Below are 24,942 nucleotides of genomic sequence, written 5' to 3' on the forward strand. Positions count from 1 at the left end.
TTATCAGTTATCAGTTATCAGTTATCAGTTATCAGTAAAAAATTAATACTGAGTAGGTAAAAATTTATGGCAGGGAGTGTAGTTCGCAGTCAAGTCAGAAACCGGGGTTTTGACTTCAAACGAATTGAAGAAAGTATTAGTATTGCTCTGGCAACGATTACCGTTAAAGACTTGGCGATTTTTGCGCGTCAGTTTGCGTCTATGTTTAACGCAGGGATTGCGATGGCGAGATGTTTGAGTGTCTTAAGTGATCAATGTAGTAATGCCAAGTTAAAAAATGCCTTAACTTCCATTCGGGCTGATGTGGAAGAAGGGACAGAACTTTCTGTAGCCATGAGGAAATTTCCTGATATTTTTGATCAGCTTTTTATTAGTATGGTGTCTGCTGGAGAAACTGGGGGGGTTTTAGATGAAGTCTTAGAACGGCTGGCGGTGATGATGGAAAAAAACCACAAAACCCAAGCTGAAATTAAGTCCGCTATGTCTTATCCCAAAACGGTGTTATTTATTGCCATTACTATCTTTTTTGGGATGACAACTTTTTTACTCCCCACCTTTGCTAAGGTGTTTCAGGATATTGGGGCAACACTGCCGATGTTTACCCAGATCATGCTCAATATTAGTGCCTTTTGTAGAACTTGGCCTCCGATTCCACAAGCTATTGTAATCGGGACGTTGATAGGGTTATTGTTTGCTTATAAAACCGCTTATAAAACCCCTGGGGGAAGAATGTTTTTTGATAAGTTATTTTTGAAGTTACCGATTTTTGGAAACCTAATTCAAATTTCGGCTGTGGCGCGGTTTTGTACAATTTTTGGAAGCTTAACCCGGTCTGGGGTTCCGATTATGAACTCCTTGGAAATTGTGGAAGAGGTGGCTGGAAATGCAGCGATTGCTTTATGTATTAGAAATGCCAGAGATTCTATTCAACAAGGCGGTTTAATTAGTTTAGCTTTACAAGAAGGCAATGTATTTCCTCCTTTGGCTATTCAAATGATTGCAATTGGAGAAGAATCAGGGGAACTCGACAAAATGTTAATGAAAGTTGGGGCGTTCTATGAAACGGAAGTGGAAGAAGCTGTAAAAGGACTTACCAGTATGTTAGAACCTCTGATGATTGTGATGGTGGCTGGAATTGTAGGTTCAATTTTGCTATCGATGTATTTACCCATGTTTGCCGTGTTTGAAAAACTTGGTTAATTCCAAAACCCAGAAAATTAGATGGTATATCAAACACTACTTTCTGATGTATAAACGATCAAATTTTTAATCGTATCAGATTCAGTTATCAGCTATCAATTCAGGGATATTGACTACTTTCAAGAGGTTGTTTAATTTTCTTAAGGCTAGAAAATAGTTGTTGATGTTGATTCTACCTATTACCCCATTAACCAATGCTGTAAACATTTTATTTTAAATGATCTATGTCTATTCAAAAATCCCATTATGAAGCGTTGCTGGCAGAATATAGTAATTCGGAAGCTGCGATTACTTTACTGAAGCAACATCGTCCTTATTTTGAAATGGTTCCGAGTATTCGCCGTTCTGATGATAGTGTGATTACCATTCCGTTACCGATTGTTCGTTTACGACATGGAGTTTCCTATTCAGGACAGCAGGGAATTAGTATTAAACCGGGGGATGCTGTGGGTTTACCCTGTGATATTGGACTTTTGATGTGTGATCCTGAATGGAAAGTTAAAATTGGGGCTGAGATTTTTATCTTTATTCACCGCCCTCAAGAAGAATTATCGGATTTATTAGCCCGTTGGCGATTAACCCAAGTGTTATTAGATCAAGATTATGAATGGATAATGCCGCACTATTATAAACACATTGATTCTCAAGAGGCCGATGATATTTATCCCCTATTTGTTTTATTTCCTGAAACATCAGAACGGATTAAACGGGGTTTAATTGGTGCTAATTTACCGTTTGTTATTCACTCTGTAGAGGAAATGATTGATAATTATGAATATCCTGATCTCGATCAAATTGAATCAGAAGAATATCAAGAATTTGGAGGAGAGTGGGGATAAGTCGCTGGTGAATGTTGGGTCTGGGGGATGGAAAGGAACTTAATGGATCAAAATATCTGGATTAAAAATCAATTGGGGTCGGCTAATTTTAAAATCTCCTGCTATCATTACCAAATTAAACATCCCCAATATGGCAATCATCATGAGCAAACTCAAACCCTTACTCGTGAGTCTCTTAGCTACAGCAACTATGAGTGCTGTGTTCTCTCCGGCGTTGGAAGCGAGTCCTTGTCCCTTTAGCAAATATAAGTCTAATGGGTTGTTAACAAATTCTAATGTTAGTTCGGGTTCCCTGTGGACAAAAATTCCCCCGATTAAACCGGATTATGGCATTATTGCTGGATTAGCACTCTCGACAGTCGGGTTATTGGGACTGGGAAGCCTTTACCTTAAAAGTCACTCTCAGAAGGCTGAAGCTACGACAGAAGCAATGTTTATGGAACATCCTGAAGCTCCAGGGGGTGCGTTAGATATTGCTTCTGACCCCATACCAACTGATTCAACCCCAGAAACAGAAACCGTATCAATCTAATTGCAATCTAATCCTTTTATAACCTTAGACCTAAGCCCGCAAAGAGCGGGTTTTAATTTGTGAGAAACTGAATAGTGTTAATTATAAACCCATCCTATGAATATTATCCCTGCTATTGATTTATTAGACGGACGCTGTGTGCGATTATATCAAGGCGACTATAACCAAGCTCAAACCTTTAATGATGACCCCATTGCGGTTGCTCAAGATTGGGTTGAACAAGGAGCAACAAGGTTGCATTTAGTAGATTTAGATGGAGCAAAAACCGGAAAACCCACAAATTATCAGGTGATTGAAGCGATCGCAAATACGATTAATATTCCGGTACAAGTTGGCGGAGGATTACGCACTCGTGACAACGTAGCTACCCTATTCAATTTAGGGGTAGAACGGGCAATTTTAGGAACGATTGCAGTAGAAAAACCTCAATTAGTTGCGGATTTATGTGCACAATTTCCGGGTCATATTGCGGTGGGAATTGATGCTAGAAATGGCAAAGTTGCGACGAAAGGATGGTTAGAAACCTCGGAAATTTTAGCGACGGATTTAGCGGAACAAATGGCACAGTTAGGGGTTGTCACAATTATTTATACCGATATTCATCGGGATGGAACTCTCATTGGGCCCAATCTTGAGGCTTTACGAGAAATTGCCAATGTCGTTTCGATTCCAGTCATTGCCTCTGGAGGAGTGAGTTCAATTACAGATTTATTAAGTTTATTATCCTTGGAACCTTTAGGGGTCACTGATGTAATTGTCGGACGGGCACTCTATACCGGGGATATTAATTTAAAAGAAGCAATTCAAGCCGTCGGTCAAGGACGATGGCAAGATGTTCCCTCAGATTTTGGAGACTCTACCTTTGCTTAATTTTTAAGGTCGAGATTCCGTTCAAGAACGGGTTTACATCAGTAAAGCTTTAACCCGTTCTTGCTTCCATTTAGAGGTTAACAAGGCTACCAGATATTGAGTTGCATCGATAGAATTCAAGGGTTTTGAAAATAAAAATCCTTGTCCCCATTCACATCCTAATAATGATAATTGATTCAATTGAGATTTTGTTTCAATTCCTTCCGCGACAACATCCATTCCTAATCCATGAGCCAAGGTAATAATGGTTCTAATTAACTCAATTTCTCCTTGATTTGAACCAATTTGACGAACAAAAGAGCGATCAATTTTTAAGGTATCAATGGGGAATTCATGGAGACGACTGAGGGAAGAATATCCTGTCCCAAAATCATCAATACAAAATTGAATCCCTAGGTTTTTCAGCCTTTTTAAAGCTTCAATGTGATGAGAACCCGTTTTTAGTAAAGATCCTTCTGTAATCTCAAATTTGATTTGATGACTTTTAATTTTGAAATGCGAAAATAGCTCTTGAACTTGTTCAGAGAAAGAAACCAGCATTAATTGTTGAGGGGCAACATTAACATTAATCGCAATTTCTGAAAAACCAGGAAACTGTTCCTGCCAAATTTCAATTTGGTTTAAAGCAGTTTTGATCACCCACCATCCTAACTCAATAATTAATCCGGTTTCTTCCGCCACAGGAATAAATTGATCTGGGGGAATCATTCCTTTTTGTGGGTGATGCCAACGAATTAACGCTTCAAATCCTAATTTTTGGGAGTGAGAAAGGGCAATAATGGGTTGATAATACAGAGAGAATTCCTGATTTTGAATCGCACGCCTGAGATCATTTTCTAACTGTAAACGACTCATGGCTTGTTGTTGCAATTCACTGGTTAAAAGTTGATAACAACCTTTGCCATTTGCTTTCGCAGAATACATAGCTACGTCAGCATCTCGCAGGATATCTTCGGGGTGATAATATCCAAATTTACTAAATGTAATTCCTATACTCCCGCCCGTATAGACTTCATATTGATTTAATTGAAAAACGGGACTTAGCACATCTAAAATTTTTTGAGCAATGGTCATGACTTCCTGCTCATCGGTAATTTTTTCAACAATAATAACAAATTCGTCTCCTCCTAAACGAGCAATATGGAGATTAGAGGTTAAGCAAGATTCTAACCGTTTAGCAACCTTTTGTAACAGTTTATCTCCTAATAAATGACCTAAGCTATCATTAATAACATTGAAGCGATCTAAATCTAAAAATAAGACCGCATAATGATAATTAGAGTCTGATTTAGCTTGTTCAATTAAGGTTTTAAGTTGAGAAATACACCAAGCTCGATTGGGAAGTCCTGTCAGTGGATCATGATAAGCTTTATAGTGTAATTGCTGTTCTCGCTCTAATAGTTTTTGTTGCGCTTGCTGTAATTCTTCTAAGGTACTTTGTAGTTGGGAGGTACGTTCTTGTACTCGTTTTTCTAATTCTAAATTTAGCTGATTTAAAGCTTGTTCTGCTTGTCTTTTTTCCTGAATTTCAGACTTTAATTGAGAATTTAAAGCATAAAGCTTTAAGTGCAGATTAATCCGGGCTAAGATTTCACTTTGATCAAAAGGCTTGGTAATATAATCTACAGCCCCTAAGTTTAACCCTTTAACTTTTTGTTGGATTTCTGCTAATGCTGTTATAAAAATAACAGGGATTTCACTATAGGCAGGATTGGCTTTTAAATGAGTGCAAATCTCAAATCCATCCCAATCCGGCATCATCACATCTAATAAGATTAAATCAGGCGTGTTTTGGTCAATAATTTCCAGACCACTTTCTCCATCTAATGCTTTCCAAACTTCAAATCCAGCATAATCAAGATACTCAAATAATAAGTCAACATTGATAGGGTTATCATCAATAACTAAAATTTTGTATCTGGGCTTGACTACAGTATTCATACAATCTACTCCTATGGGATATGTTTCAATTCAGCCGGAATTTTGCTAGAAATTGAAGATGAATTTAAACCAGGCTTTGATGTCCTATCAATGTGTTAACCAAAGGATAAAATTTCTGGTTCTCAAACATTCCTGACCTTTGTGTTGCGATGTTTACTTTGAACTGATAACGAGGGTTCAAACGATGGAAAATGGTGTGATAGATGCACAGGATCAAGAATTAATAGCGATTATGACTGCTTTGACGATCAGATCAGGAACTCATTGTTACAAAAGTTAATCCAATAACTAACACATTTTGAAAATAAAAGCAAGTTTTTTCTAAGCTTAACCAAAATCGAGTGGCGCATTCACTCTTTACCCGATCAATTTCATTAAACGTAAAGGGGATAATTGAGTGATGATTGGATCGGGTTGTCCTGTGATAAAATTTGCAAACCGTTGAGCTAAGGGGGGAATCAAAACCAAAGGATTGCTAAACCCTGAAAAAATATGGATGTTATCAAAGTTACCAACAGCACCAATCAAGGGTAAACTATCGGAACTAAAGGCTACTAAACAATGATAGCAAGTTGCGGGTAAATTTGCTAAGGTTGGTAAAATTTTAGTGATTTCCTGACGAATCAAGGTTTCGCTTTCGAGGAGGTTCACTTGAGCATTAACATCGCTAAAAGTATGGGAAGGTTGACCCATTCTAATTCGACCGTCTAGTAACTGAGCGGCACTTTTATCAACAATGAATGGTGCTAACTCATGACCCGGTTTTTCCCATAAAGGTTGTAATTCCGGTTGCGTCGATTTCGCTTCAAGTTGAAAACGTTCCATTGACGCTGACATGACAATCGTTCGTAATTTTAAATCGACGGGGGGGGTTTCTAAAATTTCAGTATGGGTAAAATAAATAGGAATTGAAATTCCGGCATTTTTTAATAACTGGCGACTTAACCCTCCCGCACAAATGGCGATATTTTCAGCTTCATATTGTTCTAAATGAGTCGTGACTTGAACCGCTTGATTTTGAATCGGATAAATCTGCAAAACTTGATCAAAAATTTGAGTTCCTCCTAAACTTTTAAACCTTTTAATATAAGCTGTATTCAGATGTTCAGGAGAAACTTGACCATGACGAACCGTAAATGCTCCACTCATCCCTTGAGGATTTAGTAAGGGTTCTAATTCACAGGCTTCTTCAATAGAGATGAATTGAGGAGATGTAGCAAAATAGCGATATTTTTGGGCTATCAATTCTGGATCATCATCAGGATTTACGACTAAAATTAAATCGAGTTCTCTTAACTGCGTATTCACTCCTAACTCATCGGATAAAATCTGATGACGTTGGTGACCTTCTTCACATAAAATTCGGGTCAGTTCCGTTGTTCCTGACCAATACGCTAAACCGCCATAACTATAACGAGTTGCACCATCTAATATCGGATTTGGATCTAATAAAAGTACCTGAAATCCTTTTTTAACTAATTCATAACTGAGTGCAGAACCGGTAATTCCAGACCCAACTACAATCCAATCGTAAGTGTTCATGGAATTTCTGTGGTAGTAGTGAAATTGTAAGCAGACTCATAATCTACTATACAATAAAACTGTTTATAATATAAATCAGCTTCCGCCATCCTGGAAGGATAAAATGATTCATTATTGATTCATATTTTCTCCTTAACGCTCTAAAATTGTTCAAAAATGTCTAAATCACAACCCTATCAACCTTTATTTTTAAGACTTTCTCACGCTTTAAATGCGTTTTTAATTTTAGGTGCTTTAGTCACTGGATTTCTAGTTTATGACAGTTATGATCGCCGTTTTGGTGGGTTAGGATTAACTCAAGAAAACCGCCACTTAATTGATATTCATGGAACCTTTGGATTTTTCCTTTTGTTTGTCTATATTATTTTTGCTATTTATAGTTTAATTGCGGGTAGAAAAAGACTAATTCAAAAAAATACATGGCAAAGTTTAACAGAAATTAATAAACCTGTTTGGTGGTATAGTCTTCTCCGTATTAGTAATACTGTAGCATTAATTGCAGCCGCATTATCGGTTATTTCAGGAAAGTTTCAGCAAGAAAATTGGCTCCCTAATGGAGAATTTAATCACCTGTGGTATTTTGTTCATTTAATCGCTTGGGTGATCATTCTATGTTCCATTTTACTTCATGTTTTAATGGTTTTTAAAGTTGGGGGTTTTCCTTTAGTTGTTTCTATGTTTAACACCAACTATAAACCTCAAGATCATCCTAAATTATGGTTGAATAATATTCGAGATTGGGGTCAACGTTTTTTGAATAAATAGTATATAGATGATATGTTCGGCTCTATCCATTTTAAAAACTATTACAAGTAAGATTAACTTTTAAATTATCAAAGTTAGGATAATTTAAGGGATAAATCAATACAGAAAAATGTTGATCTAATAGAGAAGTGGATAAAAATAATTCCACTGAAACCGAAGACTGATTTAATTCGGGGATAGATGCGATAACCCTTTCAATAGGTATTGCAAAGGCTAATTGCACCATTTTTTCGCGGAGTTGGGGACTCGGTAACGAACCATCTTGATAAATGTAAGGATCTCCCCAAAGGGGATAGGCGTGCATTCCATTAATTCCAATTACTTTACCTTGGGAATTTAATAAGGGCCCCCCACTCATGCCTTTTTGAATGGGATTCGTATAACCAATTGTATACCCTTGTTGAATTGCTTTTTCTGAGATTAGAGAAACCCGACCTCGTGTTAAATGCAGTCCTAATTTAGGTAAAAATTCAGGTTCATTGAGTTGAGAAAATTTAGAAGGTAAAGGTTTTGATAATAGTGATAATTCAGACTGAGTTTTTGAAATTTGGGTATGATTTTTAATCTCTATAGCATTTGGATGATTAGATACTTCTAACCAGGGAAAACCCGCACCAAATACCTTGTCTCCCGGTTGAATTGCAGGAGAGAGTTGTAAATTTGCGATCGCATAAATCCGAGTTTCACTTTTAAAGTGTAATAAGGCTAAATCCTGACCAGAAAACTTCCCATTAGAAATGGGATAACTTGAATAAATCTGACCATCAGGCGTTTGAATTGAATAGGGGGGGTCACTGGGGGTTAAAATATGTTGATTGGTTAGAACCGTATAAAAATTTCCCTGTTTCCTGACTAAAATACCTGACCCCCAAGCGGAACCTGATAAAATTTTAACGGTAATGCTTTGAGCAATTATTTTGAGTTCTTTAGGAGAACAAACTTGACAAGAAATATCCCAACAATTCGATTTCACTGAAAACAGAGTTGAAGGATGATCTCGAATCTCTAAAGTAGAAGAAGTTAAAAAAACATCAGAAAAAATAAGTATTGGTAGCGTGATTAAACAACTGCCAATACCTGTTAGCGTTTTAAGTTTTTGAGAAATTTTAGAAGGATCAACCATGATAATTGAAATCAAAATCAATCGCTTTTTTGTTCAAGGCTGTTCATCTAATCCAACTGAATCCGATGCCGAAACACTACCTTTATCCTCAATATATTGATTAAGATCCAAATAAAATCGACCCTTACTTTCCTCTAGGGGGCCAGCACTTGCATTGGCTCGAAGATCAAATAACTGTTGTAATGTACGATTGGCATTTTGTTCCGGTTTCAACGTAAATAAAACACCCAAGCAAGGCCCCTCTTGACTATTAGAAACACAGATAACAGGCTGTTGATTCACCCGTCCTGTAGTCACATAATTTAATAGCCCTCGTTCATAAAATTGTTGGAATTTTGAAGACACTTGGCGACAGCGAGTTTCAGGAACATAACCAGCATCATCAAAAATTCGAGAAACCCAACGGATAACCGGAAAAGTTCCCCGTGAATTCTTAACAAAAGTTGTCGGAATCCCATCAGAACTTACACCACAATAAAACTGTTGTCTAACCCGTTCAGCATACTGATAATTAGGGATTTCAACTTGATTTTGTTGACAACGATTCCCATTGCCAAAATCGCAGGAACTATTCGGAGATAACTCTCGTCCTTGACTTGCAGAAGTTAACACGAAAAAAGTGTTAAAGGCAATCGCGCTCATCTTTAAACTTTTGAGAAAAATTAAGTTTTTCATATTCGTTTGATCTTGCTAACGGATACAAAAATGTAAAAAATTACAAGCCAAAAATATTAGCCTTAAAAAACCGATATTCCAGGCTTTAGTCCCGATCATTTAGGGTGGTTTGCTTCCTCCAATTCACTCCTAAGCGTTTGAGATAATCCCAACCTCTTTGCGGCCAAACGTGATCACGACCTGTTTTATGAGCAATCCATTCTGCTACTTTTGGCCCTGACCAAGAGCCTCCATCGGGTGCGGGCCCTTGCAACGCTTCCATCAATTCTTGTTGTTGTCCTGAAGTCAGTAGAGATTTTGCCGTTGGGGGTTGGCGTTCTCGGCTGCGGTTCTTGATGGAACTCGGCCCCTCATGGTTGTAGCGCCGGATAATTTCTTTGGCGTAATCGTAATTTAACCCCACAATATCCGCCGCTTGTTTGATTGTCCAACCCCCCGCCACAAGGTGAAGCAGGTGCCATCGACGAGCCTCAGTTGTATCTCGTGCTTGACGATAACGAACTTTTAGGTCTTCGAGCGTCAGATGGGGTTCTAAGTGAGCTTTAGGTGGCATTCCTCCGATACAGCATCAGGAAAGTTGGTTAATCTATCCCAACTTTTTATGCTTTTCCGGATCAAACAAAGAATTTTCATCCCCTACACCGCAGTTAACAAGTTAACAGGCAAGATGCCTGTTCCACAGACCTCCTCTTCCTCTGGTAAACTCAGATATGGGTATTTAAGAACATGAGGAAAAGTAGAGTATGGCATCCATCCGTAAGTTGCACCGACAACTGATCAAGAAAGAACGCTCCGCCGTTGAGATCACCCAGGAGGCATTGGATCGGATTGCACAACTCGAACCCAAATTAAAGAGTTTTCTTTGTGTAACGGCAGATCGAGCCTTGGAACAGGCGCGTCAAGTGGATGCCAAAATTGCGGCGGGGGAAGAAATTGGTCTATTAGCAGGTATTCCCATCGCGATTAAGGACAATATGTGTACTGAGGGAATTCGGACAACCTGTGGTTCCAAAATTTTAGAGAATTTTATCCCTCCCTATGAATCCACCGTTACTCAAAAACTCGCTGCGGCTGGGGCTGTAATGGTGGGAAAAACCAACCTCGATGAGTTTGCGATGGGGAGTTCTACGGAAAACTCAGCTTATCAAGTGACCGCTAATCCTTGGGATCTCGAACGAGTTCCGGGGGGGTCTTCGGGAGGGTCAGCCGCAGCCGTTGCAGCCGAAGAAGCGGTGGTTTCCTTGGGCTCCGATACGGGGGGTTCCATTCGTCAACCGGCTTCCTTCTGTGGTGTCTTGGGACTTAAACCCACCTATGGATTAGTCTCTCGCTATGGGTTAGTTGCCTATGCCTCATCCTTGGATCAAATTGGGCCCTTTGGACGGTGTGTAGAAGATGTCGCTATTTTATTACAAGCGATCGCCGGTCATGACCCAAAAGATGCTACCAGTTTAAACCTTCCTGTTCCCGATTATGTTTCCGCCCTTAAACCGACCTTAAGAGCAAAAAGCGGGATTAAAATTGGGGTAATTAAAGAAACCTTTGGGGAAGGATTAGATCCGATTGTTGAACAAACCGTTACGAAAGCAATTAGTGTTTTACAGGAATTAGGAGCAGAAATTCAGATTGTTTCTTGTCCTCGATTCCGTTATGGTTTACCGACTTATTATGTAATTGCTCCTTCGGAAGCCTCTGCAAATTTAGCCCGTTATGATGGGGTGAAATATGGGTTCCGTCATCCTGATGCAGAGAATTTAATTGAAATGTATCAGAAAACCCGGGCGCAAGGATTTGGGGCGGAAGTTAAACGCCGAATTATGGTAGGAACCTATGTGTTATCGGCGGGATATTATGACGCTTATTATTTGAAAGCACAAAAGGTGAGAACCTTAATTAAGGAAGACTTTGATCGAGCGTTTAGTCAGGTGGAAGTGTTAGTTTGTCCGACTGCACCTTCAACGGCTTTTAAAGCAGGTGAAAAAACGGCTGACCCGTTAAGTATGTATTTATCGGATTTAATGACAATTCCTGTGAATTTAGCGGGTTTACCCGGAATTAGTGTTCCCTGTGGTTTTGATGATCAAGGATTACCCATTGGGATGCAATTAATTGGGAAACCGTTAGGGGAATCTCGATTATTAGAAGTTGCTAATGCCTATGAAAAAGCAACAGATTGGCATAATTATAAACCCAAGGGAATTTAATTAAACTGTGGGGTGGGTTCGCCCACCTTTTTCTCATTAACTAAACAGGAGTTGCTGATAAATTTAGGAGATAATTTGTGTTTCCTTCTACTGAAGAGACTCGTAGAAAATATGTACCCCTCGGTAATTGGTCAATTTGAATCGATTCTGGGGTTAAACCTAAATTAGCAGAACTCGCAATAATTTCATTACTTTGAACGGCTTGATTTCCATTCAAATCTTGAATTAAATCTAAATCTAAATTAGCCTTCATTTGATTCATGATAGCACTAAAATCACTCTTAAAATTAGGAATAATAAATTGATAAATATCAACCGGGTCAGCATCAGTAACTAAACCAATAATTGTTTGATCACCTAACAGAATATCAATATCAACGGCTTGAGTCAGATCATCTTTTAAAGCCGGAGGTGTTCCTAATCTTCCGTCGGCTAACCCTTGCTGCCAAAAATGTTCAAATAAGGTGTTATATAGTCCTGATTCTAATTCTGATCTAATTTCAGGATATCGAGTTTGATAAAAGTCAGTATCAAAAGCTAAACTAGGATTTCGCCCTTCGTATTGTCCGTGCAGAAAAAAATGTTCAAAGGGATTAATTTCTGCTCTCAGGAAAGCACCTTTGACATCGGAATATCGTTCTAAATAATAGAATGGATCAAAAAAGGGATTCGGAGAGCGCAATTCAAACTGACCATAATTAATAAAATGTTCAACAGGTGTCAGAAATCCTTCTTCTATTTGGGCAGATAAATCGGGATTAGACTTCTGATAATATTGACTATCAAAGATAGCATTAGGTTCATAACCTGATTCTTGACCTATCTCGATAAAATGATCAAAAGCTGTATCAAATTCTCCACTTTCAATTGTTTTAGCAACATCAGGATATTTGGCAAGATAAAATTCTTCATCAAACAAGGTTTCTAACGTTAACATTTTTTCACAACCTTCCGATTATTTACTTCTGTCTTAAGTTTACTATAACAACAGTAACCCAATTTTCAAAAAAACAGTAATAATAGAATTATCCAGAGAAAATCACCTCTGATGAAATTGGATGAGTGTTGAGTAGGAGAAACCAATGGTTCTTAATCCTAGCATCATCAATGCCGTTGAAAAATTGGGACATCGTGTTACCAGTGGCGATGTAGCCACTCAAGCGGGAATTGATGTTAATATCGCCCAACGAGAACTTCTAGCTCTAGCATCGGAAGCGGGAGGTCATTTACAAGTTGCTGAGTCAGGAGATATAGCCTTTGAATTTCCCCAAAATTTTCGGGCTATTCTGCGGAATAAATATTGGCAATTAAAATTAAAAGACTGGTGGGAAAAAAGCTGGAAAATTTTATTTTACCTGATTCGGATGTCTTTTGGAATTATTCTAATTGCATCGATTATTCTAATTATTTTTGCTATTATTGCAATTACCATTGCCATTAGTTTTAGTCAAGATAATGATAGTTCAGGCGGAAATGATAGCAGTATTGGCTTCTTTCCGATTAGTTGGTTTATATCGGATTGGTGGTGGTTTTTTTCTTGGGATACTAATAATTATCAACGCTATGATTCTCCCCAGAAAAAAAATGATAAAAAACGGATGAATTTTTTGGAATCTATTTTTTCTTTTATGTTTGGAGATGGAAATCCGAATTATAATTTAGAAGAACGAAGATGGCAAACGATTGGCAGAGTTATTCATAATCAAAAAGGAGCAATTATTGCGGAACAAATCACCCCTTATTTAGATGAAATCGGGAGTTCAGTGGCTCAAGAATATGAAGATTATATGTTACCGATTTTAGCTCGATTTGATGGCCGACCGGAAGTGAGTCCAGAAGGACAATTAATTTATCATTTTCCCGAATTACAAATCACAGCGCAAAACTCCAAAACTCAGCCTGTCCCTGCTTATTTAAAAGAAAGAAAGTGGCGTTTTAGTTTAGCAACTTCTGGACAAGTTTTAGGAGCAATTGGTTTGGGTTCGGTTAATTTAATTGGCGCATTAATGTTGGGAAGTTTATTAAAGACTCCTGAAATTGCTGGATATTTAACCGGATTTTTAGGGTTTGTGCAATTTATTTATCCCATTTTATTGATTTACGGTATAGGATTTTTAACGATTCCTTTGATTCGATATTTTTGGATTCAAGGAAAAAATAAAAAGATTGATAATCGCAATATTATGCGACAAAAAAGAGCTAATATTTTAGCTCAGGGAGGTTCGATTTTAAAGAAAAAAATCAATTATGCTGGTCAGTTTGCTAAAAAAATTGTGATTCATCAAGATAATTTAGCTTATACGACTGAAACTGATTTATTAGAACAGGAAATAAAAAATTTGGATCAGAGTGATGCAGAATGGCAAAAGCGTTTAGATGAATCTGAATAATGGTAAAATAGACTGAATTAAACTTAATAAAACTTGAATTTTATAAGACTTAAATTAGGGCTCATGAAGGTTTAGAAATCAATCCTTTCTGAATCGCTAGAATTGCAGCTTGGGTGCGATCGCGTACTTCTAACTTTTGTAAAATAGCATGAACATGACTTCTAACTGTTCCTAATGTAATATGAAGTAAATTTGCAATTTCTTGATTCGTTTTCCCATCAGCAATTAAGGCTAAAATTTCTTGTTCTCTTTGGGTTAAATCATGAGCAGCGATCACTGTATTTTGGGTTTCTCCTGAGCTAGTATTCTCAAAAAATGTCCGAATTTCTGCCGTTACCGTTTGATCCCACCAAGAGGCTCCAGCAGCAACAGAATGTAAGGCTAAAATTAGTAAATGAGGTTCAATTCCTTTTAAACAATACCCGGATGCACCCGCTTGAATTAACCGTTCAATTAGGCTTTTTTGGAAATGAGAAGTTAAGACTAAAATCGGAATTTCAGGGTGGTTTTGTTTGATTTGACGACAGGCTTCTACGCCTCCAATTCCAGGTAATCCTATATCTAATAATACCACATCTGGTAAATATTGATTTGTTAATTCAACGGCTGTTTCTCCATCAGTAGCTTCGCCAATAATTTTGATGTCGGCTTCTTTTTGCAAACGAATATTTAGTCCTAGACGAAATAATTCATCATCTTCAACTAATAAAAGTCTTAATAGGTTTGATTGCATTTTTTTTATAACTTTTTTAAAAAATTTAAGTGTTACAGTTGAATTTATCCCTGAGCCAGAGCCGGAAGGCGAAAACAAAACATTGCCCCATTGGGGATTTTGTTTTCTGCCCAAATTATACCTCCATGGGCTTCAATAATTTGTCGAGTTAAGTATAATCCTAATCCTGAGCCTTTCGCTTGGCGATCGCTATTTCCTTGATAAAATCGCTCAAACAAATTCGGCAATTCTTCGGGGGTTATTCCTAGACCCTGATCCCAAATTTTCACCACTTGAAAATGAGCTTCAGACTCCAATATTACTTCAACCCGACCTCCACGCGGAGAATGATTAATCCCATTAATTAATAAATTACTAAAAACGCGCTGGAGTTGCAGTTGATCGCCTTTGACCCAGAGATATCGGCGAAAATTAGAATCTTGATAACTTAAATTAAAATAAATTCGCCGGGTTTCTGCTAAATTCGTTAAAGTTGCGATCGCTTCTTCTGCAATTTCAACTAAATTAATCGGTTCTAAATTTAGTTTTAATCCCTCCGTATCATTCCGATAAACATCCAATAAAGTTTGAACTAACTGTAAGCTACTTTGGTGAGAACGCAACATCATATCGAGAATTTTTTCTTGAGTTGAATTAATATCACCAAACTGTCTGTTTTGAAAGGATTTTAGCATTTCAATTGCCCCTAAAAGCGGTGTTTTTAAATCATGAGTCAAAGTAGACGCAAAATCTTCTCGAACACTGGCTAGTTTTTGATGAGCTTGGAGTTGAGCTTGTTGTTGAGAAATCGCTTCTTCATAGCGACGAGTGCGATCGCTTAACCAACCTGTAACAATTAAAGCAAAAACTACAATTATTCGATTAGCAACTGTTGCTGAATTATTAATTTCAGCAAGGGGAAAAACTAAATTTAATAACGTTAATAAACAAGCAGATACAGTTACTTGTAGCGTAATCATCCGATTTAAACGGGGGTGAGCTAATAAAATCGGAACCGTATAAAGATAACCAAAAACATAGTCTGCGGGAGTCGTATATTCTAATAAAATCACCACCGCAAAGAATCCTAAAATTAACCAATGAATTTTTAAAGGATTTTTTAAAGTCATAACTGATTGCTCAATTGATTGCTTTTTTTAATCTAACTTAAAATCACCGTTGAAAGTGAACTATAGCAATCCGCACCTTCGAGACAGAGGTTGTAACATTTTATCGTAGGGGTTGAGTTTTCTAACCCTATTAGGATCTGGGTTCGGAGGGACGCTACCCCTACATTTTTTAGGATTGTTATATATCTCTAGTTATACTCATCTATATCAAGAAGTTTATGAGTTCAGATGGGGGTAGCTACATATCTATTATATTTTGGGCTTATATCATTTTCTGCTCAAAATTATACTTTTTGTTAGATTGCTTTTTCGAGAAAAAGTAAAATAATACGATTAAATTCAGATGTAAATCTCTCTCATATTTATGTGGCAAGGATTTTTTCAAATTGCCCTAATATTAGGACTATTAGTGGTTATTGTTCCTATTTTTGGAACCTATATCGCTGATGTTTTTTTAGGGAAAAAGACTCTTCTTGACTTTATACTCAATCCCCTGGAACGCCTGATTTATAACTTCAGTGGAGTTCATTTTCAATCCAATATGACAGGTTGGCAATATGCTAGGGCTATACTTTTGAGTAACTTATTGATGGGAGTTTTTGTTTATATTATTATTAGTTTGCAAGGAATTTTACCCTTAAACCCAATGCAATTAAATGCTCCGCGTTGGGATTTAACCTTACATACAACCATTTCATTTTTAACCAATACGGATCAACAACATTATTCCGGTGAAAATACCCTCAGCTATGCCAGCCAGGTACTCGCATTAGGGTTTTTAATGTTTACTTCGGCTGCGACAGGTTTAGCCGTTTCTATCGCTTTTATTCGAGGATTAACAGGCAGATCATTAGGGAATTTTTATATTGATTTAACCCGTTCTATTACTCGGATTTTATTACCTATTTCTTTAATTGGAGCAATCATTTTATTAGCGTCAGGTGTACCTGAAACCTTGGCAGGGTCGCAAATTGTTACCTCCTTAGACGGAGGAACACAAGCGATTGCACGGGGGCCTGTTGCCCATTTTGAAATTATTAAACAATTAGGAGAAAATGGGGGAGGTTTTTTTGGAGCAAATTCAGCCCATCCCTATGAAAATCCCAATGGGTTTTCTAACTTAATTGAAACCTTAGCAATGGTTTCTATTCCTACTTCTTTGATTTATACCTTTGGAATTTTGATCCAAGATAAAAAACAAGCCTGGTTACTCTTTGGAATGGTATTTTTAATCTATTCCGGCTTCATTATTATTACCGCCCTAGGAGAATTTCAAGGAAACCCAATTGTTAATAATTTTCTCGATCAACAAGCACCCAATTTAGAAGGAAAAGAAATCCGGTTTGGTTGGGCAGAAACAGCATTGTGGGCTGTTACCACAACCGGAACGATGTGCGGTGCTGTTAATGGAATGCTGGATTCATTCATGCCAAATGGGGGTTTTTCTACTTTATTTAATCTGTTTTTACAAATTGTTTGGGGAGGACAAGGAACTGGAACAGTCTACTTATTTATTTTCCTGATTTTAACAGTGTTCTTAACCGGATTAATGGTGGGAAGAACCCCAGAATTTTTAGGGCGAAAAATTGAGAAACGAGAAATTATTCTCGCCAGTGTAATTTTACTGGTTCATCCCATTGGGATTCTAATTCCTGGTGCTATTACTCTCGCCTATCCTCAACTTTCAGGGATTTCAAACCCCGGATTTCATGGCATTTCCCAAGTAATTTATGAATACGCTTCCGCCGCTGCCAATAATGGCTCAGGATTTGAAGGATTAGGGGATAATACGATTTGGTGGAATTTGAGTACCAGTGTTGTGCTTTTAGCCGGACGTTATATCCCAATTGTGGCTTTATTACTGTTAGCAGAAAGTCTATTAAATAAACAACCTGTTCCTGAAACTCCGGGCACATTAAAAACAAATTCTCTCTTATTTATCAGTGTGACAACGGGAGTGATTTTGATTTTAGGAGCCTTAACATTCTTACCTGTTTTAGCATTAGGGCCAGTGGCGGAAGCCTTTCAAATTGCTAGTTTCAAATAATCTCATTATTTTTTATTAAATACCCCTTCAATTTTATGATGCAAACTCGCTTAAATAAACGACAACAAAAAAAGCAAAAAAAAGTCAATACAAAAGGACTTTATCAACGGGCATTTCAAGATGCTTTTAGCAAACTTGATCCGCGATACATGATTAAAAATCCTGTGATGTTTGTCGTTTGGTTAGGAACAATAATCACAGCCTTATTAGTTCTCGATCCCAACTTATTTGGAACCGTTAAAGGAGAAAATAATCGCTTCTTTAATTTTCTCGTGACCGTGATTTTATTGTTAACCCTTCTGTTTGCAAATTTCGCTGAAGCGGTCGCAGAAGGACGGGGAAAAGCCCAAGCAGATTCCTTACGTTCTACAAAAGCGGAAACCACCGCCCGCAAATTATTACCCGATGGTTTGATTGAAGAAATTAGTTCCACATCGTTAAAAAAAGGAGATCAAATTAAAGTTATTGCTGGAGATATGATTCCAGTAGATGCTGAAGTAATTGCGGGAGTTGCTTCTGTCGATGAATCTGCAATTACTGGCGAATCTGCCCCGGTTCTAAAAGAACCTGGAAGCGATATTGCCAGTTCTGTAACGGGAGGAACTCGGATTATTTCTGATGAATTAATCTTGCGGGTGACATCGGAACCAGGAAAAGGATTTTTAGACCGAATGATTGCTTTAGTTGAAGGGGCAGAACGGACAAAAACCCCAAATGAAATTGCCTTAACGGTGTTATTAGCCGTATTAACTGAAGTTTTTTTAATCGTAGTTGCTACGATTTCACCCCTTGCTAATTACGTTCAAACTCCAGTTAGTATTGTAATTTTAATTGCTTTATTAGTGGCGTTAATTCCCACAACAATTGGGGGTTTATTAAGTGCAATTGGCATTGCTGGAATGGATCGGGTGGCTCAATTTAATGTTGTTGCCACATCGGGACGGGCTGTAGAAGCCTGTGGGGATATCAATACTTTAGTCTTAGATAAAACCGGAACCATTACTTTAGGAAATCGACTAGCTGAAGAATTTATTCCGGTGAATGGTCATAGTCCAAAAGCTGTTGCTGAAGTCGCACTCGCTGCGAGTATTTTTGATGAGACACCGGAAGGAAAATCGATTGTTCGACTTGCAGAAAAAATGGGTGCAACGGTTAATTTTAATCGAAAATTAGCCGAAGGAATTGAGTTCTCTGCTAGAACTCGTATGAGTGGTACAAACTTACCTGGTGACAGCGAAGTTAGAAAAGGGGCAGTTGATGCAATTAAGGGATTTGTTCGATCTCGCGGAGGTCAACTAACGACTGATTTAGATATCGCTTATCAGCATATTTCTCGTTTGGGTGGTACACCTTTAGCAGTTTGCAAAGACAATGAATTGTATGGAATTATTTACCTAAAAGATATTATTAAACCGGGAATTAGAGATCGCTTTGCTCAACTGCGACGTATGGGAGTGAGAACCGTAATGTTAACGGGAGATAATCGGATTACGGCTGAAGTTATTGCTCAAGAAGCGGGGGTAGATGACTTTATTGCAGAAGCCACTCCAGAGGATAAAATTTCTGTGATTCAACGGGAACAATCCCAGGGTAAATTAGTAGCGATGACGGGGGATGGTACGAATGATGCTCCGGCGTTAGCTCAAGCAAATGTCGGGTTAGCAATGAATTCGGGAACTCAAGCTGCAAAGGAAGCTGCGAATATGGTTGACTTAGATTCTGATCCTACAAAGTTGATTGATTTAGTCACCATTGGTAAGCAATTATTGATTACTCGCGGAGCGTTAACTACTTTTTCTATTGCGAATGATATTGCTAAGTATTTTGCGATTATTCCAGCGATGTTTTCATCAGCAGGAATTGGGGGTTTAAATATTATGGGGTTAGCCAGTAGTCAATCGGCTATTTTATCCGCCCTAATTTATAATGCTTTAATTATCCCCGCCTTAATTCCTTTAGCCTTAAAAGGGGTTAAGTTTCGCCCCGTTAGTGCCAATAAATTACTTAGAGAAAACATTTTAATTTATGGATTAGGAGGAATTATAGCACCCTTTATTGGAATTAAAATGATTGATAGCATAATTGCTATTATTGGTTTAACATAATAATAAACCAGATTTTGATAGACAAAAAATAGGAGTAAAAAATGAAAAAAATAGATGAATTTAATTCAAAATTAACCCGTAAATTCAAAGGAATAATTTCCTTAATCAAAACTAAAGGCAAACCCAACCTTTTACCCCTTTCTTTATTTTTCCTGTTATCCTCTAATTTAATCTTTGCTCCCATTATTTATGCAGCAACAGGAGAAGAGATAACTCGCAAAGCAGCTTGGGCTATTGGGGTTTTAATTTTAGTAACGATAGCCATTGCTCTCTACTTATTGGCTGTAATTTTACAACCTGAACGGTTTTAAAAACCAGTCAAATTCTTAAAAAATGTACTTTCAATTTCAAAATATACTATGTTTAGAGATTTGTTAACCGCCATCCGCACTACCCTAGTTTTATGGGTTTTAACGGCTATTTTATACCCGGTTTTGATTCTAATAATCGGTCAATCAATTTTCCCATTTCAAGCCAATGGAAGTTTGATCAAAAATCCGCAAGGAGAGATTGTGGGTTCAGCTTTAATCGGTCAAAATTTTACCTCTAATCGTTATTTTATATCCCGTCCAAGTAGCGTTGATTATAGTCCGGTTAACGAGGGTTTAGCAACGGGAATTTCAGGAGGAAGTAATTTAGCACCCAGTAATCCCGATTTGTTAAAAAAAGTAACAGCACGAATTGATCAACTCCAATTTAATAATATTATTCCAACGGCGGATTTAGTTTATTCATCGGGTTCTGGGTTAGATCCTCATATTAGTATTCAAGCCGCAAACGCCCAAATTCAACGTGTGGCTAATGCGCGTTCTTTAAATCCTAATCAAGTGGAAATTCTCGTTAACAAAAATACTGAACATCGATTTTTAGGAATTTTTGGAGAACCAGGAGTTAATGTTATGAAAGTTAATTTAGATTTAGATAACCTATCCAATTAACGATGATTAATAGCAGTGAAATTGATGCTCAAAAAAATTCCCCTGAATCTTATTATCAAACCTCCTCTCGAAATCAAGGGAAACATAAAATTTTTATTGGGATGTCTCCTGGGGTCGGTAAAACCTATCGAATGTTAGAAGAAGGACATCAATTAAAAGAAGAAGGAATTGATGTTGTAATTGGGTTATTAGAAACCCATGGACGGGAAGAAACCGCAGAAAAAGCAATCGGTTTAGAACTTATCCCTAAAAAAACGGTTTTTCATCAAGGAATAACCTTATGGGAAATGGATACCAATGCAATTTTAGCTCGTCAACCTCAATTGGTTTTAGTGGATGAATTAGCTCATACTAATGTTCCGGGTTCTATCCGAGAAAAGCGTTATCAAGATGTGGAAATTATTCTTAATCATGGAATTAATGTTTATTCAACCGTGAATATTCAACACTTAGAAAGTTTGAATGATTTAGTCGCAAAAATTACAGGAGTTATTGTTCGAGAACGCATTCCTGATCGTCTTTTAGATGAAGCGACGCAGGTTGTGGTCATTGATGTTACCCCAGAAACGTTACAAGAACGCTTAAAAGAAGGTAAAATATATGCACCTGAAAAAATTGAACAAGCGTTACAAAATTTCTTTCAACGTCGTCATTTAGTGGCGCTGCGAGAGTTGGCTTTACGCGAAGTTGCTGATAATATTGAAGAATCAGCAGAAACGACTGAAAAAGCTTTATTTTGTAATGTTCATGAGCGAGTTTTAGTTTGTATTTCTACTTATCAAAATTCCCCCCAACTTTTGAGGCGAGGATTACGTTTAGCGAATGTAATGAAAGCTCGTTTATATGGGTTATATGTGGAAAACCCAGAACGTTTTTTAACAAAAGAAGAAAGTTTACTGTTAGAAACTTGTCAAGATTTAATTAAAGAGTTTGGGGGAGAATTTCTTCGGGTTAAAAGTTATAATGTCTCGGAAGCGATCGCTCAAATTGCTCACCAATATCATATCACTCAAGTTGTCCTCGGACATACGCGCAAATCTCGTTGGGAATTGTTTTGGAAAGGCTCACCCGTTCAGCAATTGTTAAAATATCTGAAAGGAGTTGATATTCATATTATTGATGGTGAAAAAACATTGAATTCCTCCTCTTCATTAGATTAGAGTTTCAATCTAGCTTGTAAGTTGGCTGGAGCCAGATAGAGAACTGTTTTCTGATTTTTAGATTTAGCGGCTATTAATAAATCTTTATTCACTAATTTATTAAGATAGCTTCTGGCAGTATTTTCGGTGATCCCAAAATCGATGGCGACTTGTTTTGAAGTAAATTCTTTACCGGGTGTTCTGAATGCTTCTTTGAGGATTTCTAAATGACCTCTGCGTAAAGTTCTTGCAATAGGACTTTTATCAATCCAATCCATAAATTCATAAAAATCTTGTTTTTTTCTGCTCATATACTCATACAATGATTTCACTGCTTTTTCTATGGTACTAATCTGATTATAGAGAAAATAGGTGAGATCAAAATCATCAGTTTCAGTGTAAATAAAAGCTTGATCATAATCTCCACGTTTTTCTTGTATGAGTTTGCTAATCGAAACATATTGAAATAGCCAATAACCTGACCGCAGAATACTCCAATAGAAAATAGCTCTTGCCGTTCTACCATTACCATCCCCAAAAGGATGGATATATCCTATCATAAAATGTAAGATAATAGCCTTGATGATGGGATGAATAAAATTACTATAATCATTGGGAGCGGGATCATAATTTGCAAAATCACACAAATTTGTTAATCTAGCTTCGAGGGTTTTCCAGTCAGGAGGATAAAAAGTATTCTCATTGTATAAATTAGAAACAAAAATATTATTGTTTTTTCTAATTTCCCCTGGTGTTGCTTGATTTTCTATGGCTTCTTCTGTTGCAATTCTATGGAGTTCTAATATCAATTCTAGGGATAATTTCTCATCTTTTTTTTCAACCGCTTTTTTCATCAATAAATAATTATTGAGGATCATCTGTTGAGATTTATCTTTAGGGGTGAGATTTTTTTCCAGCATTTCCTTTGCAACTTCACGAGTTGTTGAAGCTCCTTCAAGTTGAGAGGAAGTTATCGCTTCCTCTTGCATTAAACTTTTGACGAGATAAGGATTTTTGGGAGGAGAAGATCCGAGAATACTATTACTATTCTCTCGACTTCCCCCGGTCATTGTATCAATCCCATAGAGTTGAGCAAACAGTGAGTCTGGTACACAATAACTAAAGCAGCGATTGCCTTCAGCTTTTAATAATGGGAAGTTTTTAGTAATTGCTTTCCGTGCAATTTTAGTGGCTATCCATGCAGCTAATTCGTTGTCACCCGGCTTGACTCTCCATTTAAAATCATTCCAATGAAAATACCTTCCTTTGGAATCTGTTGCTCCATATTTTCCAAGTAACGGTAGAAATTTTTCGGCTTCAACCTCTTGTAATAGCAAAATGAGAGGCTTAGGAACTCTAATTCTTGCCATAGAGAGTATTTCTCACTCAATTCTATTCTTTTAGTTTATCTTATTTTAGTCAAATTCATGAATCAGAAAATAAGGTTTTAAAGCTTTGGCGACGATATCGGGGCGAGTCGGGAGTAAAGTAACTCCACAGGGTTTCCCAATAGAAAAATGAGACTCCATCAAAACCGCGATCGCGCACAACTTTCATTTGTTTTTCTATTTGTTCCATTGGTACAGGATGGCGTAATGTTCCACTTAATAACCCAATAATTACCGGGACTTTCCGCCGTGCTATTTGTACAGATTCATGGTCTAATTCTGAAATAAATTTAGTTATACTATCTCGATAAACTTGCAAAACAATATCATCCACTAATCCTTGATTGACCCAGGTTAACCAATCTTGTAAATACATTTCATAAGTATATTCGTAAGGGTTTGGAGATAAAGAAATCATACAATCGGGTTTAACTTCTTTAACATTTTTGACAATTCTTTGAACTAACTCAGTAATTTTATCTGCTCTCCAATTTCGCCATTCTTGATTATAAGGATTGTTAGGGGGTAATTGATTATTATGTTCTTGTTTATAAAGTTGAATCGTATACTCATCATAACCAAATTCAACAGGAAGACCAAAATGATCATCGAGTTGAATTCCATCAATATTATATTTCATTACAACTTCTAAAATTAAATCTTCAATAAATTGTTGGACTCCAGGATGTAACGGATTTAACCAGACATTTTTAATGGTCATCCATTCTAAAATTTGATTGACAATCCAGTTTTTGATCTTGGTTTGATAGGAAACATCCTCCGAATTCCTGAAATGATTTAAGGCTTTTTCTCCTTTTTGAGTTTGAGCAAGCCAGTCAGGATGACGTTGAACAATCGCTGAGTTTTTAGGAGCCATAAATCCATATTCAAACCAAGGAATTACTTTTAATCCGTTTCGATGTCCTTCTGTAACAATTTTGGATAAAATATCTCCTCCTAATTGGGTTAAATTTAATAAGGAATCTTGTGAACGACCGATGACTCGTCTGGCGACTGCACTTTTATAAAATGTAACTCCTCGATTCCAAACAACGGGATAAATCGTATTAAATTTGAGGTCTGATAATTGATGTAAAGCACGATTCATTCCCCAAGGAAAAAATAAAACTCCACTGCTGACATTGGTTAACCAAACTCCTCTAATTTCATTGGGTATAATTAAAATAGGTTGGGACGGTGCGGGCGGAATTAAAAGAGTGATCGCTACAATCAACGATAAAATAAAACTTGAGATTCTATAGATAGTTAATATGATTTTTTTTCTTAATTTTAGCATTATAAAAAAGTAAACACAAAGACACTCATACACAAAGAAAGAGAGAAGGATAGACGGTAAGGAAGAAACTAGATTTTTAGTGTATCCGCAACCGAAACCCTAGAT

The 24,942-nt window shown here is 37.1% G+C and carries 22 protein-coding genes; 12 read left to right on the forward strand and 10 right to left on the reverse strand.

What is annotated here, in order from left to right:
- Window positions 1-66 precede the first annotated feature (66 nt).
- From PL9214_RS06245 to hisA, 4 genes are all read left to right on the forward strand, one after another.
- The gene (locus tag PL9214_RS06245; protein ID WP_072717947.1) at window positions 67-1,200 is read left to right on the forward strand and encodes a type II secretion system F family protein; all 1,134 of its coding nucleotides are present in this window, start codon (window positions 67-69) and stop codon (window positions 1,198-1,200) included.
- Window positions 1,201-1,424: 224 nt separating this feature from the next.
- Window positions 1,425-2,039, forward strand: coding sequence for a hypothetical protein (locus PL9214_RS06250; RefSeq protein WP_072717948.1), 615 nt, complete (start codon window positions 1,425-1,427; stop codon window positions 2,037-2,039).
- Window positions 2,040-2,169: 130 nt separating this feature from the next.
- Window positions 2,170-2,571, forward strand: a complete 402-nt coding sequence (locus tag PL9214_RS06255; protein WP_139294977.1) for a hypothetical protein — start codon at window positions 2,170-2,172, stop codon at window positions 2,569-2,571.
- Between the two features lie 96 nt (window positions 2,572-2,667).
- Entirely contained in the window at window positions 2,668-3,441 is a 774-nt protein-coding gene (hisA, locus tag PL9214_RS06260; protein WP_072717950.1) for a 1-(5-phosphoribosyl)-5-[(5-phosphoribosylamino)methylideneamino]imidazole-4-carboxamide isomerase, read from the forward strand.
- A gap of 33 nt (window positions 3,442-3,474) precedes the next feature.
- Here the strand turns inward: hisA and PL9214_RS06265 are convergent, their stop codons facing one another.
- Window positions 3,475-5,382: a two-component system response regulator gene (locus tag PL9214_RS06265; protein WP_072717951.1), complete on the reverse strand. Its 1,908-nt coding sequence runs from the start codon at window positions 5,380-5,382 to the stop codon at window positions 3,475-3,477.
- Between the two features lie 357 nt (window positions 5,383-5,739).
- Window positions 5,740-6,924: an NAD(P)/FAD-dependent oxidoreductase gene (locus PL9214_RS06270; protein ID WP_072717952.1), complete on the reverse strand. Its 1,185-nt coding sequence runs from the start codon at window positions 6,922-6,924 to the stop codon at window positions 5,740-5,742.
- Between the two features lie 156 nt (window positions 6,925-7,080).
- On the opposite strand from PL9214_RS06270, the gene PL9214_RS06275 reads away from it, so the two are divergent.
- Window positions 7,081-7,689 carry a cytochrome b/b6 domain-containing protein gene (locus PL9214_RS06275; RefSeq protein WP_072717953.1) on the forward strand — a complete coding sequence of 203 codons (609 nt, stop codon included), beginning with the start codon at window positions 7,081-7,083 and terminating at the stop codon, window positions 7,687-7,689.
- Window positions 7,690-7,720: 31 nt separating this feature from the next.
- On the opposite strand, the gene PL9214_RS06280 is transcribed toward PL9214_RS06275, so the two are convergent.
- The 3 genes from PL9214_RS06280 to PL9214_RS06290 form a co-directional block, all read right to left on the reverse strand.
- Window positions 7,721-8,812, reverse strand: coding sequence for a S1 family peptidase (locus PL9214_RS06280; RefSeq protein WP_072717954.1), 1,092 nt, complete (start codon window positions 8,810-8,812; stop codon window positions 7,721-7,723).
- Window positions 8,813-8,845: 33 nt separating this feature from the next.
- Window positions 8,846-9,487: a COP23 domain-containing protein gene (locus tag PL9214_RS06285; protein ID WP_245824184.1), complete on the reverse strand. Its 642-nt coding sequence runs from the start codon at window positions 9,485-9,487 to the stop codon at window positions 8,846-8,848.
- Window positions 9,488-9,572: 85 nt separating this feature from the next.
- Window positions 9,573-10,040: a helix-turn-helix domain-containing protein gene (locus tag PL9214_RS06290; protein WP_072717955.1), complete on the reverse strand. Its 468-nt coding sequence runs from the start codon at window positions 10,038-10,040 to the stop codon at window positions 9,573-9,575.
- Window positions 10,041-10,230: 190 nt separating this feature from the next.
- Here PL9214_RS06290 and gatA point away from each other — a divergent pair, with 190 nt between their 5' ends.
- Window positions 10,231-11,691: an Asp-tRNA(Asn)/Glu-tRNA(Gln) amidotransferase subunit GatA gene (gatA, locus tag PL9214_RS06295; protein ID WP_072717956.1), complete on the forward strand. Its 1,461-nt coding sequence runs from the start codon at window positions 10,231-10,233 to the stop codon at window positions 11,689-11,691.
- 40 nt (window positions 11,692-11,731) lie between these two features.
- Here gatA and PL9214_RS06300 read toward each other — a convergent pair whose 3' ends face one another.
- Window positions 11,732-12,628 carry a calcium-binding protein gene (locus tag PL9214_RS06300; RefSeq protein ID WP_072717957.1) on the reverse strand — a complete coding sequence of 299 codons (897 nt, stop codon included), beginning with the start codon at window positions 12,626-12,628 and terminating at the stop codon, window positions 11,732-11,734.
- A gap of 145 nt (window positions 12,629-12,773) precedes the next feature.
- Here PL9214_RS06300 and PL9214_RS06305 point away from each other — a divergent pair, with 145 nt between their 5' ends.
- Complete coding sequence (locus PL9214_RS06305) at window positions 12,774-14,081, forward strand: hypothetical protein (RefSeq protein ID WP_072717958.1); 1,308 nt, start codon at window positions 12,774-12,776, stop codon at window positions 14,079-14,081.
- Window positions 14,082-14,142: 61 nt separating this feature from the next.
- Here PL9214_RS06305 and PL9214_RS06310 read toward each other — a convergent pair whose 3' ends face one another.
- Both PL9214_RS06310 and PL9214_RS06315 read right to left on the reverse strand, forming a co-directional pair.
- Window positions 14,143-14,814 (reverse strand): response regulator, encoded by a 672-nt coding sequence (locus PL9214_RS06310; protein ID WP_072717959.1) that lies wholly within the window; start codon window positions 14,812-14,814, stop codon window positions 14,143-14,145.
- A gap of 44 nt (window positions 14,815-14,858) precedes the next feature.
- Entirely contained in the window at window positions 14,859-15,923 is a 1,065-nt protein-coding gene (locus PL9214_RS06315; RefSeq protein ID WP_072717960.1) for a sensor histidine kinase, read from the reverse strand.
- A 364-nt stretch (window positions 15,924-16,287) separates the two neighbouring features.
- On the opposite strand from PL9214_RS06315, the gene kdpA reads away from it, so the two are divergent.
- The 5 genes from kdpA to PL9214_RS06340 are packed head-to-tail and all read left to right on the forward strand — an operon-like array spanning window position 16,288 to window position 22,173.
- Window positions 16,288-17,970, forward strand: a complete 1,683-nt coding sequence (kdpA, locus tag PL9214_RS06320; protein ID WP_072717961.1) for a potassium-transporting ATPase subunit KdpA — start codon at window positions 16,288-16,290, stop codon at window positions 17,968-17,970.
- A gap of 38 nt (window positions 17,971-18,008) precedes the next feature.
- The gene (gene kdpB, locus PL9214_RS06325; protein ID WP_437126745.1) at window positions 18,009-20,075 is read left to right on the forward strand and encodes a potassium-transporting ATPase subunit KdpB; all 2,067 of its coding nucleotides are present in this window, start codon (window positions 18,009-18,011) and stop codon (window positions 20,073-20,075) included.
- A gap of 41 nt (window positions 20,076-20,116) precedes the next feature.
- A complete protein-coding gene (locus PL9214_RS06330; RefSeq protein ID WP_072717963.1) occupies window positions 20,117-20,386 on the forward strand; it encodes a potassium-transporting ATPase subunit F in 270 nt (89 codons plus the stop codon).
- Between the two features lie 48 nt (window positions 20,387-20,434).
- Window positions 20,435-21,013 (forward strand): K(+)-transporting ATPase subunit C, encoded by a 579-nt coding sequence (gene kdpC / locus PL9214_RS06335; protein ID WP_072717964.1) that lies wholly within the window; start codon window positions 20,435-20,437, stop codon window positions 21,011-21,013.
- Window positions 21,014-21,015: 2 nt separating this feature from the next.
- The gene (locus PL9214_RS06340) at window positions 21,016-22,173 is read left to right on the forward strand and encodes a histidine kinase (RefSeq protein WP_072717965.1); all 1,158 of its coding nucleotides are present in this window, start codon (window positions 21,016-21,018) and stop codon (window positions 22,171-22,173) included.
- On the opposite strand, the gene PL9214_RS06345 is transcribed toward PL9214_RS06340, so the two are convergent.
- Window positions 22,170-23,522, reverse strand: coding sequence for a Fic family protein (locus PL9214_RS06345; protein ID WP_083579901.1), 1,353 nt, complete (start codon window positions 23,520-23,522; stop codon window positions 22,170-22,172). The genes PL9214_RS06340 and PL9214_RS06345 overlap by 4 nt on opposite strands.
- Before the next feature lie 55 nt (window positions 23,523-23,577).
- A complete protein-coding gene (locus PL9214_RS06350; RefSeq protein WP_072717966.1) occupies window positions 23,578-24,837 on the reverse strand; it encodes a glycoside hydrolase family 10-like protein in 1,260 nt (419 codons plus the stop codon).
- Window positions 24,838-24,942 lie beyond the last annotated feature (105 nt).

The sequence above is a fragment of the Planktothrix tepida PCC 9214 genome (assembly GCF_900009145.1).
GTDB classification, from domain to species: Bacteria; Cyanobacteriota; Cyanobacteriia; order Cyanobacteriales; family Microcoleaceae; genus Planktothrix; species Planktothrix tepida.